The 13,088-nt window shown below is 75.1% G+C and carries 12 protein-coding genes and 1 riboswitch; of the genes, 7 read left to right on the forward strand and 5 right to left on the reverse strand.

What is annotated here, in order from left to right; translation table 11 throughout:
- The first annotated feature begins 184 nt into the window (after positions 1-184).
- Both F0L17_RS05830 and F0L17_RS05835 read left to right on the forward strand, forming a co-directional pair.
- Complete coding sequence (locus tag F0L17_RS05830; RefSeq protein WP_155070231.1) at positions 185-820, forward strand: TetR/AcrR family transcriptional regulator; 636 nt, start codon at positions 185-187, stop codon at positions 818-820.
- 249 nt (positions 821-1,069) lie between these two features.
- Entirely contained in the window at positions 1,070-2,587 is a 1,518-nt protein-coding gene (locus F0L17_RS05835; protein ID WP_155070232.1) for a phytoene desaturase family protein, read from the forward strand.
- A gap of 55 nt (positions 2,588-2,642) precedes the next feature.
- Here the strand turns inward: F0L17_RS05835 and F0L17_RS05840 are convergent, their stop codons facing one another.
- The 5 genes from F0L17_RS05840 to F0L17_RS05860 all read right to left on the reverse strand — a co-directional run bounded on the left by F0L17_RS05840 (position 2,643) and on the right by F0L17_RS05860 (position 7,176).
- Positions 2,643-3,689 (reverse strand): hypothetical protein, encoded by a 1,047-nt coding sequence (locus F0L17_RS05840; protein WP_155070233.1) that lies wholly within the window; start codon positions 3,687-3,689, stop codon positions 2,643-2,645.
- A 21-nt stretch (positions 3,690-3,710) separates the two neighbouring features.
- Entirely contained in the window at positions 3,711-4,628 is a 918-nt protein-coding gene (gene metF, locus F0L17_RS05845; protein WP_155070234.1) for a methylenetetrahydrofolate reductase [NAD(P)H], read from the reverse strand.
- Positions 4,629-4,782: 154 nt separating this feature from the next.
- Positions 4,783-5,430 (reverse strand): thiamine phosphate synthase, encoded by a 648-nt coding sequence (thiE, locus tag F0L17_RS05850; RefSeq protein ID WP_155070235.1) that lies wholly within the window; start codon positions 5,428-5,430, stop codon positions 4,783-4,785.
- 106 nt (positions 5,431-5,536) lie between these two features.
- Positions 5,537-5,902 (reverse strand): Rv2175c family DNA-binding protein, encoded by a 366-nt coding sequence (locus F0L17_RS05855; protein ID WP_162465859.1) that lies wholly within the window; start codon positions 5,900-5,902, stop codon positions 5,537-5,539.
- A gap of 32 nt (positions 5,903-5,934) precedes the next feature.
- Entirely contained in the window at positions 5,935-7,176 is a 1,242-nt protein-coding gene (locus tag F0L17_RS05860) for an NAD(P)/FAD-dependent oxidoreductase (RefSeq protein ID WP_338017971.1), read from the reverse strand.
- Positions 7,177-7,375: 199 nt separating this feature from the next.
- Positions 7,376-7,488: riboswitch (TPP riboswitch) on the forward strand.
- Between F0L17_RS05860 and thiO the strand changes: the two genes are divergently transcribed.
- The 5 genes from thiO to F0L17_RS05885 all read left to right on the forward strand — a co-directional run bounded on the left by thiO (position 7,486) and on the right by F0L17_RS05885 (position 12,981).
- Positions 7,486-8,631 carry a glycine oxidase ThiO gene (gene thiO, locus F0L17_RS05865; RefSeq protein WP_155070237.1) on the forward strand — a complete coding sequence of 382 codons (1,146 nt, stop codon included), beginning with the start codon at positions 7,486-7,488 and terminating at the stop codon, positions 8,629-8,631. (Overlaps the previous riboswitch by 3 nt.)
- On the forward strand, positions 8,628-8,906 hold the full coding sequence (gene thiS / locus F0L17_RS28005; RefSeq protein WP_155070238.1) for a sulfur carrier protein ThiS: 279 nt from the start codon (positions 8,628-8,630) through the stop codon (positions 8,904-8,906). Before thiO ends, thiS begins: the two co-directional genes overlap by 4 nt.
- A gap of 6 nt (positions 8,907-8,912) precedes the next feature.
- The gene (locus F0L17_RS05875) at positions 8,913-9,710 is read left to right on the forward strand and encodes a thiazole synthase (protein WP_155070239.1); all 798 of its coding nucleotides are present in this window, start codon (positions 8,913-8,915) and stop codon (positions 9,708-9,710) included.
- A 178-nt stretch (positions 9,711-9,888) separates the two neighbouring features.
- Complete coding sequence (gene pknB / locus F0L17_RS05880) at positions 9,889-11,877, forward strand: Stk1 family PASTA domain-containing Ser/Thr kinase (RefSeq protein WP_162465860.1); 1,989 nt, start codon at positions 9,889-9,891, stop codon at positions 11,875-11,877.
- 312 nt (positions 11,878-12,189) lie between these two features.
- On the forward strand, positions 12,190-12,981 hold the full coding sequence (locus F0L17_RS05885) for a transglycosylase SLT domain-containing protein (protein WP_155070240.1): 792 nt from the start codon (positions 12,190-12,192) through the stop codon (positions 12,979-12,981).
- Positions 12,982-13,088 lie beyond the last annotated feature (107 nt).

Below are 13,088 nucleotides of genomic sequence, written 5' to 3' on the forward strand. Positions count from 1 at the left end.
CTCGTCGGTCGCTCTGGGAACATCGTTGCGCATGCCACTGACAATCGGCCCTGAGCTGGGCAAACACCCTCCTGCCCCAGCTCTCCGACGTACCGGGACAGACCTCGCCCCCGGTGCGTCCGGGTTCCCCCGCGGTGGGCGGGTCGGGTCCCCTCCACCCACGCGCATCGGTGAGAATCGGCGCATGCACAGCGTCACGCGATGGAACGCCACCCGGCAGAGGCTCTACGAAGCGGCCGTGACGCTCATCGCCGAACAGGGCTTCTCCGCCACCACGGTGGACGAGATCGCCGAGCGCGCCGGTGTCGCCAAGGGCACGGTCTACTACAACTTCACCAGCAAGGAGGGGCTGCTGGAGGCGCTGCTGCTGCACGGTGCCGAGCAACTGGCCACCTCGCTGCGGCAGGCCGCGGACGGCGCGAAACGACGCGCCGGGGACGCCGGGGACACCGGAGGCGCCGGGGGAACGCTGGACGCGATGCTCCGGGCCGGGCTGGCCTTCATCGACCGCTGCCCGGCCTTCGCCAAGCTCTACGTCGCCGAGGTGTGGCGGACCGAGCGTCCCTGGCAGGCGACCCTGGCGGCCGTGCGCCGCCGGGTCGTGGCCGTGGTGGAGGAGGAGCTGCGCGCCGAGGCGGCCCCGGGCGGCCCGGACGACCGCGTGGACGTGCCGCTGACCGCCTCGGCCCTGGTGGGGACGGTGCTGGTGACGGCGCTGGACTGGAAGGTGTTCCAGCCGGAGCGGACGGTGGAGGAGGTGCACCGCGCGCTGTCGGCGCTGTTGGACGGCCGGCTCACGGGAGCGGGCGGTCCGGCCTGAGCCGTACCGCCCGCTCCCGTCCCCCGTTCTCCCCCGTTCCCCCGAGAACTCCCCCACGGACGGCCGCCGTGCCGTTCCGCCGCCCCGTGTCGGCGGTGCGGCGCGGTGTGTCCGCCGTCTCCGACTCTGCCGTCCGTGCCGGTCGAAGCCCATCCGTACGGGTACTCAGAACCCTACTCAGGTACTTCTACCCACCTCTGCGTACAGCCGCCCGAAGCCGTTACCGCCGCCCGACTAGAGTCACTGCCCATGGCACGGACTGTGGTGATCGGCGCCGGTATGGGCGCGATGGCTGCCGCCGCCCGGCTGGCCGTCGCCGGCCGGCGGGTGACGGTGTACGAGCGGACGGACACCCACGGCGGCGCGGTGCGCCGTCTGGAGCGGGACGGCTTCGGCTTCGACACCGGGCCGGGGGTGCTGCACCTGCCGGCCGTCTGGCGCGACCTGTTCGTCAAGACGGGGCGCGAGCCGCTGGAGTCGTGCGTGGCGCTGACCGAGGTGGAACCGGCCGTGGAGCACGTCCTCGCCGACGGCACGACCGTCCGTCTGCCGGGCGGCTCCCGGGGCGGAGCGGTCGACGCCCTGGACGCCGCGCTCGGCGCGGGCGCGGGCGAGCGCTGGAGCGAGTTCCTGGTCCGGGCCCGCCGGGCGTGGGAGGTCGCTCGCCGTCCGCTGCTGGAGGAACCGCTGACCTCCGCCGCGGACCCCGGGCCGCTGGCCCGCGACCCGTACCCGGCACGGCGGCGGCCGGGACTGCTGCGCCGCCGCCCCCCGACCCTGGCCGAGGTCGCCCGCGCCGAACTGCGCGATCCGCGGCTGGTGGCGCTGCTGGAGGGGCACGTGCTCGCGCACGGTCTCGATCCGCGCCGCGCCCCCGCGAGCGCCGCCGTCCTGCCGTACCTGGAGCAGACCTTCGGCACCTGGTACGTGGCCGGGGGGATGCGCGCGCTGGCGGACGCGGTGTACCGGCGCTGTCTGGAGCGCGGCGTGGAGTTCCGCTTCGGCGCGGAGGTGTCGGGCGTCGTGGTGGAGGGCGGCCGGGCCACGGGCGTGGAGTCGGCCGACGGGAGTCGGGTGGCGGCCGACACCGTGGTCTGCGGGGCCGATCCCCGGTCGATGTACGGCGGCCGGGGCGACGGGGCCGAGGGCGGCCCCGGGTACGCGACCGGGCGGCTGACCGTGCTCCTGGCGCTGCGCGGCGCCCGCCCGGAGGGAACCGCGCACCGCACGGTGGTGCACGTCTCCGCCCCGGGCGAGCCGGCGCGCACCGTCACCGTGCTGCGCCCCGACGACCCCGCCCTGGTCCCCGACGGCGATCACGAGGCGGTGGTGCTGTCGATGGTCGTGCCCCCGCACCGCGCGGGGGCCGGGCGGCCCGAGGGGCTCGCCGGGACCGGTGCGCGGGCCTGGGACGGCGGCCCGGTGGACTGGACGGCACCGGGCGCCGCGGAGCGGATCGCCGACGAGGCGCTGGCGGCGGTGGACGTGACAGGGCCGGCGCTGGGCGGTCGGGTGCTGTGGCGCGAGGTGCGCACCCCGGCCGACACCGAGCGGGAGACGGGCGCCCCCGGCGGTGCCGTGCCGGCCCCGGCGCTGGCGGGGGCGGAGGGCGCGTTCCTGCGGGCCGCCAATCCGACGCGTACGGCCGGCCTGTACCGGGCGGGCGGCTCGGCGCACCCCGGGGGCGGGCTGGCGCACGCCGGGATGTCGGGGGCGCTGGTCGCCGGGCTGATCGTCGAGGGCGACGACTGGCGCGGCTCGCGGTGAGACGGGGGCACCGGCGCGCCCCGGCGCGGGGCCGCGGGGCCGTCGGCCCCGCGGTTCAGTACCGGGGCTGTTCCCCGTGGTGGCCGGCCCCGAAGGGGGCGTCGTGGTCGCCGTACCCGGCGGCGCCGTCCCGGGGGTCCGGCGCGTTCGGGTCGTCCGGGGCGTCCGGGGCGTAGCCGTACGGTTCGTACCGTGGCTCGGCGCCGCGCTGTTGCGGCACCCACGCCCCGTCGGTCGGGACCTGTCCGGCGTACGGGTCGGTGGTGTACCCGGCGGCGTACCCGGTGTACTCGGTGTACTCGGCGTACCCGGTGGTGTAGGCGGTGCCGTAGCCGTCGGAGGAGTGGGAGGGGTCGGTGGCGTACCCCTGGACGCCCTGGGCCGTGTCCCCCGCGTAGGGGTCGGCGGAGGGGCCGGTGGCGTACCCGTGGTCGTAGGAGTACCCGTACCCGTACTCGTCGCCGCGGCCGTGGTCGGGGGAGTCGGAGTAACCGGGGTGACCGGTGTCCGCGTACCCCTCGCCCCCGGCGTACCCCTCGGTTCCCGCGTACCCCTCGGTTTCCGCGTACGCGTCGGTTCCCGCGTACGCGTCGGCCTCGGGCCGGTCCGACCCGGGCCGCTCCTCGTGGGGGGCGTCCTCCCGCCGGTAGACGCCGTAGCCGCCGGTGTCGTCCGGCAGCGGCTCGGGCCGATAGGCGTGGAGCTCGTCCCCCTCCCGGGGGGCGGGGATCTCGGACTCCCGGGCCTCGGGGGCGTGGACCTCCAGCCCGGAGACCTCCAGGCTCGGTTCGGCGTCACCGGGCCGCACGGGCCGCCCCTCCCGACGGCGCCTGCTGTTGCCGGGCATGCCGCCCAGCGCCCAGCCCGCGGTGAAGCCGCGCCGGTAGGAGAGCGTCACGAAGGTCTGGCCGACGGCGAAGGCCGCGGCGCCCACCGAGATCACCACCACCGACGAGAACACCACCACGCCGACGACCACCGCGGCGAAACCGCCGAAGGCCAGCAACCTCCAGCGCAGCCGCGCCTTGTACTGCAACAACACCTCGGCCAGCAGCCACACCGCGACGGCTCCGAACGCGATGTAGAGGAGCGTCCACCCCACGTACGTCCTCCCCCACCCGTCCTAGCCTCGCCGGTGCAGGCCCAGGTTCTCGTAGATCTCCAGCGTCGCCGTGGAGTGGTTGAGGGTGATGAAGTGGAGTCCGGGGACACCCTCCGCCATCAGCCTCGCGCACAGCTCCGTGGCGTACTCGATGCCCAATGAGCGTACAGCGGCCGGATCGTGCTCGACCGCGAGGATGCGTTCGGCCAGGTCCGGCGGGAAGGTCGCGTTGCTGAGCTTGGCGAACCTCTCGATCTGCCGCACGTTCGTGACGGGCATGATCTCCGGGATGATCGGGGTGTCGCAACCCGCCGCGGCCACCCGGTCCCGCAGGCGCAGGTAGTCGTCGGCGTAGAAGAACATCTGCGTGATGGCGTAGTCGGCGCCGGCGCGGCATTTGGCCACGAAGTGCCGGATGTCGCTCTCCCAGTCGGTGGAGCGCGGGTGCATCTCGGGGAAGGCCGCCACGCCGACGCAGAAGTCCCCCGACTCCTTGATCAGCCGGACGAGTTCGGCGGCGTAGGTGATGCCCTGCGGGTGGGGCGTCCACTCCCCCGTCGGGTCACCGGGCGGGTCGCCCCGGACCGCGAACATGTTGCGGATTCCGGCGTCGGCGTACTGGCCGATGACGTTGCGCAGTTCGGCGATGGAGTGGTCCACCGCGGTGAGGTGGGCGACGGGGGTGAGGGTGGTCTCCGTGGCGATCCGCTCGGTGGCTCGTACGGTGCCTTCCCGGGAGGAGCCCCCGGCGCCGTAGGTGACCGACACGAAGGTGGGGGCGACGGCCTCCACTCGACGGATGGCGTTCCAGAGGGTGCGTTCGCCCCTCTCGCTCTTGGGCGCGTAGAACTCGAAGGAGTACGAGTGCTCGCCGGAGGCGAGCAGCTCACGGACGGTGGGCGCGTGATCCGTCCTGGTGGAAGGGGTACCGAGGGCCATGGGGGCAGGCTAACCACGAGGAGGCCCCGCAACCGCTTCCACGAGGGCTTTTGTCTGTTTGGCCCGACTGCTGTCCAGTAGGTGGACAGCCGGACCCGGAACCGGCCGAGGGCGTCCGGCGCGCCACCGGGGCGGCCCGGCGGTCGGCCGCCCCCTACGCCGAGCGCAGCCGCTCCGCCAGTTCCGCCGCGGCGGCCTCCGGGTCGTCCGCCTCGGTGATCGCACGGACCACCACCACCCGCCGCGCCCCGGCCCGCAGCACCTCGTCCAGGTTGGAGGTGTCGATCCCGCCGATGGCGAACCACGGTCGTCGCGGCGCGCGCGCGGCGGCGTACCGCACCAGCGGCAGTCCGGGGGCGGGGCGACCGGGCTTGGTGGGGGTGGGCCAGCAGGGTCCGGTGCAGAAGTAGTCGACGCCGGGCTCGGTCAGCGCCGCGTCCACCTCGGTCTCGCTGTGGGTGGAGCGGCCGATCAGGATGTCGTCGCCCAGGATCGCGCGGGCGGCGGGCACCGGCAGGTCGCCCTGGCCCAGGTGGAGCACCTCCGACCCGGCCGCGTGGGCGACGTCCGCGCGGTCGTTGACGGCCAGCAGCTTCCCGTGCCGGCGGCAGGCGTCGGCGAGGACGGCCAGGTGCTCCAGCTCCTCGCCGGCCTCCATGCCCTTGTCGCGCAGTTGCACGATGTCCACCCCGCCGGACAGCGCCGCGTCCAGGAACTCGGGCAGGTCGCCGCGGTCCTTGCGCGCGTCCGTGCACAGGTACAGGCGCGCGTCGTCGAGCCGCTCTCGTGCGGTGGCCGTCATGCGGGTCTCGCTCCCCCGGATCGGGCGTCCGCGGCGGGCCCGCACGTCGGTGTGTCGTGCGGTGGTTCCGTCGTGCTGTTCGGCCCGGCCGTGCCGGACGCCCGGCTCAGACGGCCAGCGCCTGGGCCCGTCGCTTCACCTCGGTGCCGCGGTTCTCCCGCAGCGCCTGCGCCGGGGTGCCGGGCAGGGAGTCGTCGGGCGTGAACAGCCACTCCAGCATCTCCTCGTCGCTGAAGCCGTCGTCCCTGAGCAGAGTGATCGTCCCGGACAGCCCCTTCACGATGCGGCCGTCGCCGATGAAGTCGGCGGGCACCTGGAGCACCCTGTTCTCACCCCGGCGCACCGCGATGAGCTGTCCCTCCTTGACGAGCTGCCGTACGCGCGTCACCTCGACGCCGAGCCTCTCGGCGACGTCGGGGAGGGTGAGCCAGGCCGGGACGAGAGCATCGGTCTTCGCGTCAATCTCGTTCACGGCACAAGCCTGCCACCTCCCACCGACAGCCACTAGCGCACGGCGCTCTTCAGGGGGACGGACGGGTCGGCGACACGTGCCGGATCCAACGTCGCGGCGCGTTCGATCAGTTTCCGCCCCTGGGTCAGGTCGCGCGGCCGCCCCACCGCCAGCACGGCGTTCAGCACCCCCTCGCGCAGCCAGCACACCGACCACGACGCGTCCCCGGGGTCGCCGCGCCACAGCGGCTCGTCGCCGTCGTCGTGGTGGCCCGCGTACTGCACGAAGCGGCCGAACTGTTCGGACCAGAAGTACGGCACCGGGTCGTACGGCGGGGTCTCGGCCTCGCCCGCCACCAGCACCGAGGCGATCGTGCGCGGCCCCTGGAGGGCGTTGTCCCAGTGGTGCACCGACAGCCGGCGGCCGTAGCGGGCCGAGGGGAAGGAGGCGCAGTCGCCGACGGCGTACACGTCGGGGACGGAGGTGCGCAGCCGGTCGTCGGCGAGGACGGCCCCGTCCTCGCCCAGCGCCACCGGGGAGCCGGTCAGCCAGCCGGTGGCCGGGCGGGCGCCGATCCCGACGACGACGCCCCCGGCGCGGAGCACCGCGCCGTCGGAGAGCTCCACCTCGACGCGGCCGCGGTCCGCGGGGCGCACGGCGGTGACGGCGCGCCCGGTGAGCAGCTCGGCGCCCGCCTCCCGGTACCAGTGGCGCATGGGGGCCGCGACCTCGGGCGGCAGCACTCCGGCCAGCGGCCGGTCGGCGGCCTCGACCACGGTGACCCGACAGCCCGCCTCGCGGGCGGCGGTGGCGAACTCCGCGCCGATCCAGCCCGCGCCGACCACCACCACGTCCCGCCGTTCGGCGAGCACCGGCCGCAGCAGGTGGACGTCGTCGAGCGTGCGCAGCAGGTGCACCCCGGGCACGCCCCCGCCGCCGGGCAGCGACACCGGCTCGGCGCCGGTGGCCAGGACCAGCCGGTCGTAGGGCACCGGCCCGCTCGCGGTGTCCACCTCCCGGTCGGCGGCCCGCAGGCCCGTGACGGTCACGCCCAGGCGCAGGTCCACGTCGAGGGCGTCGAAGTCGACGTCGAAGGCCGACCCGGCGGCCCCGCCCGTCAGCACGGCCTTGGACAGCGGCGGACGGTCGTACGGCCGGTGGGGCTCGGCACCGACCAGGACGATCCGTCCCGTCCAGCCCCGCTCGCGCAGTCGCACGGCGGTCTGCACCCCGGCCATCCCGGCACCGACGACGAGGACCCGTTCTCCGCTCCGCTGTTCGGTTCGCACGTTCACCCGATCACTGTAGGAGGTCGACGGGCCGGGCGGAGCCGCACACCGGAACTCCGCCCCGGCCACCGGCTCCCCGCGCGGTTGTGCCGGGCTCCCCTTCATCCCCGCCGGGCGCGGGGCTAGGCTGGCGGCAGTTCGGACGGCGGCACCACGACCGGGACCACGGCGGGTCCCGGCGGGACCGTCGCCGGGCGCATCGAGCACGAGGACTCGCGGGAGCCCGGCGCACCGGGCTGAGAGGGAGGCGTGCGCGGCCTCCGACCGTACGAACCTGATCCGGGTCATGCCGGCGAAGGGAGGGGCACGGCGCACATGCGTGTGGTGATCATCGGCGGCGGTGTCATCGGGCTGGTCACGGCCTGGCGGACGGCGCAGCGCGGAGCGGAGGTCACGGTCGTCGATCCGGAGCCGGGCGGCGGGGCCGCCCGGGTCGCGGCCGGGATGCTGGCGGCCGTCACGGAGCTGCACTACGGCGAGGAGGCCCTGCTCGCCCTCAACCTCGCCTCGGCGCGCCGCTATCCGGAGTTCGCGGCCGAGTTGCAGGAGGTGTCCGGGGCGGGGATCGGCTACCGCGCCTGCGGCACCCTGGCCGTCGCCCTGGACGCCGACGACCGCGCCCACCTGCGGGAACTGCACGCGCTGCACCGCCGCTGCGGGTTGGACCCGACCTGGCTGACGGGCCGGGAGTGCCGGCGTCTGGAGCCGATGCTGGCCCCCGGGGTGCGCGGTGGGCTGCGGGTCGACGGCGACCACCAGGCCGACCCGAGACGGCTGACGGCCGCGCTGCTGACCGCCTGCGAGCGCACGGGCGTCGCCTTCGTGCGGCGGCGGGCCGAGCGGCTCGTCGTGACCGGCGACCGCGCGACCGGCGTGGTGTCGGCCGACGGGGCCGCGCTGGAGGCCGAGCGGGTGGTGCTGGCGGCGGGCAGCGAGAGCGGGCGGCTGGCGGGGGTGCCCGCGGAGGCGCTGCCGCCGGTCCGCCCGGTCAAGGGCCAGATCCTGCGGTTGCGCGTTCCGCCGGTGTACGCCCCGTTCCTCTCCCGCACCGTGCGGGCCGTGGTCCGCGGCGGCCACGTCTACCTGGTGCCGCGGGTGGACGGGGAGCTGGTGGTGGGCGCCACCAGCGAGGAACAGGGCTGGGACACCACGGTGACGGCGGGCGGCGTCTACGAGTTGCTGCGCGACGCCCACGAACTGGTGCCCGGCATCACCGAACTGCCGTTGGTGGAGACGCGCGCGGGCCTGCGCCCCGGCTCCCCCGACAACGCGCCGTTGTTGGGCCCGACCGCCCTGCCCGGTCTGTACCTGGCCACCGGCCACCACCGCAACGGGGTGCTGCTCGCGCCGGTCACCGGTGACGCCCTGGCCGAGGCGTTGACCACCGGTGAACTCCCCGAGGAGGCGCGCCCGTTCACGCCCCGGCGCTTCTCCCGCCCTCTCCAGGAGGTCCACGCATGACCACCCGCGCGTCCGCCGGCGCCGCCGACACCACCACGGACACCGCCAACGCCACCACCAGCGCCGCCGCCACCGTCACCGTCACCGTCAACGGGGAGCCGGCCGAGGTCGTGGCCGGGCTGACCCTGGACCGGCTGGTGGCGTCCCTCACCTCCGCCGCCACGGGCGTCGCCGCGGCCGTCAACGAGACCGTGGTGCCGCGCGGGCAGTGGCCCACCACCGAACTCGTCGACGGCGACCGCGTCGAGGTCCTGACCGCGGTCCAGGGAGGCTGACCCACCATGGCCGACGATCCGCTCGTCATCGCCGACGCCACCTTCTCCTCCCGGCTCATCATGGGCACGGGCGGCGCGCCCAGCCTGGAGGTGCTGGAGCGCGCCCTGGTCGCCTCGGGCACCGAGTTGACCACCGTCGCGATGCGGCGCGTGGACCCCACCGTCTCCGGGTCGGTGCTGACGGTGCTGAGACGACACGGCATCCGAGTGCTGCCCAACACCGCCGGCTGTTTCACCGCCGGGGAGGCCGTTCTCACCGCCCGGCTGGCCCGTGAGGCGCTGGGGACGGACTGGGTCAAGCTGGAGGTCGTCGCCGACGAGCGCACCCTCCTGCCCGACCCGGTCGAACTCCTGGACGCCGCCGAGACCTTGGTGGACGACGGCTTCACCGTGCTGCCGTACACCAACGACGACCCCGTCCTGGCCCGGAAGCTGGAGGACGTGGGCTGCGCGGCGATCATGCCGCTGGGGTCCCCCATCGGCTCGGGCCTGGGCATCCGCAACCCGCACAACTTCCGACTGATCACCGAGCGGGCGTCCGTCCCGGTGATCCTGGACGCGGGCGCGGGCACCGCCTCGGACGCGGCGCTCGCCATGGAGCTGGGCTGCGCGGCGGTGATGCTGGCCTCCGCGGTCACCCGGGCCCAGGAGCCGGTGCTGATGGCCGAGGCGATGCGGCACGCGGTGGAGGCGGGGCGGCTGGCGCACCGGGCCGGGCGCATCCCGCGCCGCCACTTCGCGCTGGCGTCCTCGCCGACGGAGGGCGTGGCGGACCTCGACCCGGAGCGCCCGGCGTTCGGCTGAGGCGCGGGCCGGAGGCCGCCGGGGCTCCGGCGGCCTCCCCTTCCGCCCGGCCGGGCCCGGACGGCCGCCGCGTCGCGTCTCGTCCGGGCCGCGGTTCCGTCACCGTTCCGCCGCGATCCGGTGCGCCCGCGGTCGGTGCGGGCGGGGAGCGCGGACACCGGCTCGTAGACTCTGCGCCGTGGACACCACCCTTCGGGACCCGCTGATCGGGCACGTGCTGGACGGTCGGTACCGCGTGGAGGCGCGGATCGCCGTCGGCGGCATGGCCACGGTCTACCGTGCTCTGGACACCCGGCTGGACCGGGTGCTGGCCCTGAAGGTGATGCACCCCTCGCTCGTCGACGACGCCTCCTTCGTCGACCGGTTCATCCGCGAGGCCAAGTCCGCCGCGCGGCTGGCCCACCCCAACGTGGTGGGGGTCTTCGACCAGGGCTCGGACGGCGGCTGTGTCTACCTGGCGATGGAGTACGTCGAGGGCTGCACCCTGCGCGACGTGCTGCGCGAGCGCGGGGCGCTCCAGCCCCGGGCCGCCCTGGACGTGCTGGAACCGGTGCTGGCCGCGCTGGGCGCCGCCCACCTGGCGGGGCTGGTGCACCGCGACGTGAAGCCGGAGAACGTCCTGATAGGGGACGACGGGCGGGTGAAGGTCGCCGACTTCGGCCTGGTGCGGGCCGTCGGCCAGCAGACCTCCGCCTCCACCGGTTCGGTGATGGGCACCGTCTCCTACCTGGCCCCCGAACAGATCGAGCACGGCGTCGCCGACGCCCGGGCCGACGTCTACGCCTGCGGCGTGGTGCTCTACGAGATGCTGACCGGATCCAAGCCGCACGCCGGCGGCACCCCGGCCCAGGTCCTCTACCAGCACCTCCAGGAGGACGTCCCGGCGCCGTCCGGGGCCGTCCCCGGCCTGCCGGCCGCGCTGGACGAACTGGTCGCCCGCTCCGCGGCCCGCGACCCCGAACGGCGTCCGGCCGACGCCGTGGAGCTGCTCGCCGAGGTCGGCGCCGTGCGGCGGTCGCTGACCGACGAGCAGTTGGACGCCCTTCCCCCCGCCGCCCGCGGCACGGACACGCCCCCCGGGGCCGAGGACCGCACCACCGTCCTCCCCCGCCGCGCGCCCACAGCCGGGAGCGCGGCGGACGAGGGTGGCCCGGAGCACACCAGTGTGTTGCCCACGCCCGTCGGAGAGCCGTCCGCGCCTCCCGGAGGGGCCGGCGGAACCGGAGGGACGGCCCCGCCCGAACCGGACGCCGACGGCCGCCGCGGCCGCCCGTTCCGCCGGCTTGGGTGGCGGCCGCGCCGACCGGTGCCGGCGTTGGTCGTCACCGTTCTGCTGGTGCTGGGCACCGCGCTGGGCGTGTGGTACGTCAGCGCGGGGCAGTTCACCCGCACCCCCGGGGTGCTCGGCCTGACCGAGGCCGAGGCCAAGCGGGCCGTCGATCGGGCCGGGCTGGAGTGGCGGATCGCCCGCGAGCACAGCGAGACCGTGGAGCGGGGCCGGGTGGTCTCCACCGTTCCGGGGCGCGGCGAGCGCATCCGCGCCAACGGCACGGTGACCATCACCGTCTCCCGGGGCCCGGAGCGGGTCGAGGTCCCCGACGTGACGGGCGACACGCTCGCCGACGCGCGTCGGAGGATCGGGGACGCCGGGTTGGAGCCCGGCATGGTGACCAGGGAGTTCTCCGAGGACGTGGCGCGGGGCTCGGTGGTCCGCACCGATCCGGCGGCGGGCGAGGCGCGCCGCCCCGGCACGGCCGTGGCGTTCACGGTCTCCAAGGGAGCGCGGATCGAGGTTCCCGACGTCGTCGGGGAGGCCGAGGGCACCGCGCGGCAGCGGCTGACCGAGGCCGGGCTGACGGCCGAGGTGGCTCCGGAGCGGGTCTTCTCCCGGGAGGAGGCGGGCACGGTGGCCCGGCAGTCCCCCGGCGAGGGCTCGGTCGCGGCCGAGGGCGACACCGTCACGATCACCGTCTCCAAGGGGCCGGACATGGTCGCCGTCCCCGACGTGGAGGGGATGGGCGAGGACGAGGCCGTCAGGGCGTTGGAGGACGCGGACTTCGAGGTGAAGGTCCGCAGGGTCTTCTTCACCGGCACGGTCTTCGACCAGTCCGTCGACGGCGGCGAGCGGGCGCCGCGTGGTTCGACGATCACCATCTGGGTGCGCTGACCCGCTCACCGAGCGTTGCTTGAACGGGCATCCGTTGTGAGACGCCCCATAGGACCCGGATCACTTACGAAAGGGCATAGTGGACATCGCGGCCGCCTGAGCGGCCGCGATGTCCGTTCGGGCACCCGGTGAACGGAGAAGCTACTACTTCGGGTAGTAAGTCATTCCTTTGTCCCCATAAGTTCCGGCCGCTAACAATGCAGGAGTCGCCCAGCGCCGAGGAGCAGAACCCGGCGCAACCACCCGGCCCCCATGGCCGGCCCGGCCGGCCCGGCTCTGCGACGCAAGCGATCGGAAGAGGTTCCCCTCCCCATGACCGTGTCCCGCATCCTCGACCAGTTCCGCCTGACCGGCATCCGCCCGAACACCGCCCAGCGCGCCTCCGCCGTCGGCCTCGCCGCCGTCACCGGCGCCGCCACCCTGGCCCTCGGCTTCGCGCCGGACGCCGAGCGGAACGACACCCGCGCCGACGCCCGGCCCGCGACCACCTCCACCGCCCTCCCGGCGAGCCCGGCCGCCCAGGCCGACGACACCTCGATCGAGCAGGGCGGGCTGCGCGCCCGTGTCTCCACCGCCTACCAGCAGGCGCAGGCCGACGCCATCGAGGCCGAGCAGGCCGACAAGACCGAGCAGGCCGGCAAGGCCGACGAGGCGGCCGCGACGGAGCAGGACGAGGCCCGGGCCGAGGCCGAGCGCGAGGCGAAGGCCGAGCGCGAGAAGGCCGCCACCGAGCAGGCCGCCGACCGCTCGCACGAACGCGAGAAGGCCGCCACCCCCGAGTACCCGAACAACCTCGACGGCTGGATACGCGAGGCCCTGGCCATCATGGAGCGCGAGGGCATCCCCGGCAGCTACGAGGGCATCCACCGCAACATCATGCGCGAGTCCAGCGGCAACCCGCGGGCCATCAACACCTGGGACATCAACGCCCGCAACGGCGTCCCCTCCAAGGGCCTGCTCCAGGTGATCCAGCCCACCTTCGAGGCCTACCACGTCGAGGGCACCTCCTGGGACCTGTACGACCCGGTGGCCAACATCGTCGCCGCGTGCAACTACGCCGCCGACCGGTACGGCTCGATGGACAACGTCGACTCGGCCTACTGACCGACCGGCCCCGTCCCGCGCGGGACGGCACACCCCTTCCCCACGCCCGGCGGCCCGCTGCGAGCGGGCCGCCGGGCCGTGTGCCGTGCCCACCTGGCACCCTCGGT

The sequence above is a fragment of the Streptomyces taklimakanensis genome (assembly GCF_009709575.1).
Taxonomy (GTDB): Bacteria; Actinomycetota; Actinomycetes; order Streptomycetales; family Streptomycetaceae; genus Streptomyces; species Streptomyces taklimakanensis.

Coding starts and splice junctions, on each gene's coding strand:
- F0L17_RS05830 (WP_155070231.1), top strand. CDS start 185: ATGCACAGCGTCACGCGATGGAACGCCACCCGGCAGAGGCTCTACGAA.
- F0L17_RS05835 (WP_155070232.1), top strand. CDS start 1,070: ATGGCACGGACTGTGGTGATCGGCGCCGGTATGGGCGCGATGGCTGCC.
- metF (WP_155070234.1), bottom strand. CDS start 4,628: ATGGCCCTCGGTACCCCTTCCACCAGGACGGATCACGCGCCCACCGTC.
- thiE (WP_155070235.1), bottom strand. CDS start 5,430: ATGACGGCCACCGCACGAGAGCGGCTCGACGACGCGCGCCTGTACCTG.
- thiO (WP_155070237.1), top strand. CDS start 7,486: ATGCGTGTGGTGATCATCGGCGGCGGTGTCATCGGGCTGGTCACGGCC.
- thiS (WP_155070238.1), top strand. CDS start 8,628: ATGACCACCCGCGCGTCCGCCGGCGCCGCCGACACCACCACGGACACC.
- F0L17_RS05875 (WP_155070239.1), top strand. CDS start 8,913: ATGGCCGACGATCCGCTCGTCATCGCCGACGCCACCTTCTCCTCCCGG.
- F0L17_RS05885 (WP_155070240.1), top strand. CDS start 12,190: ATGACCGTGTCCCGCATCCTCGACCAGTTCCGCCTGACCGGCATCCGC.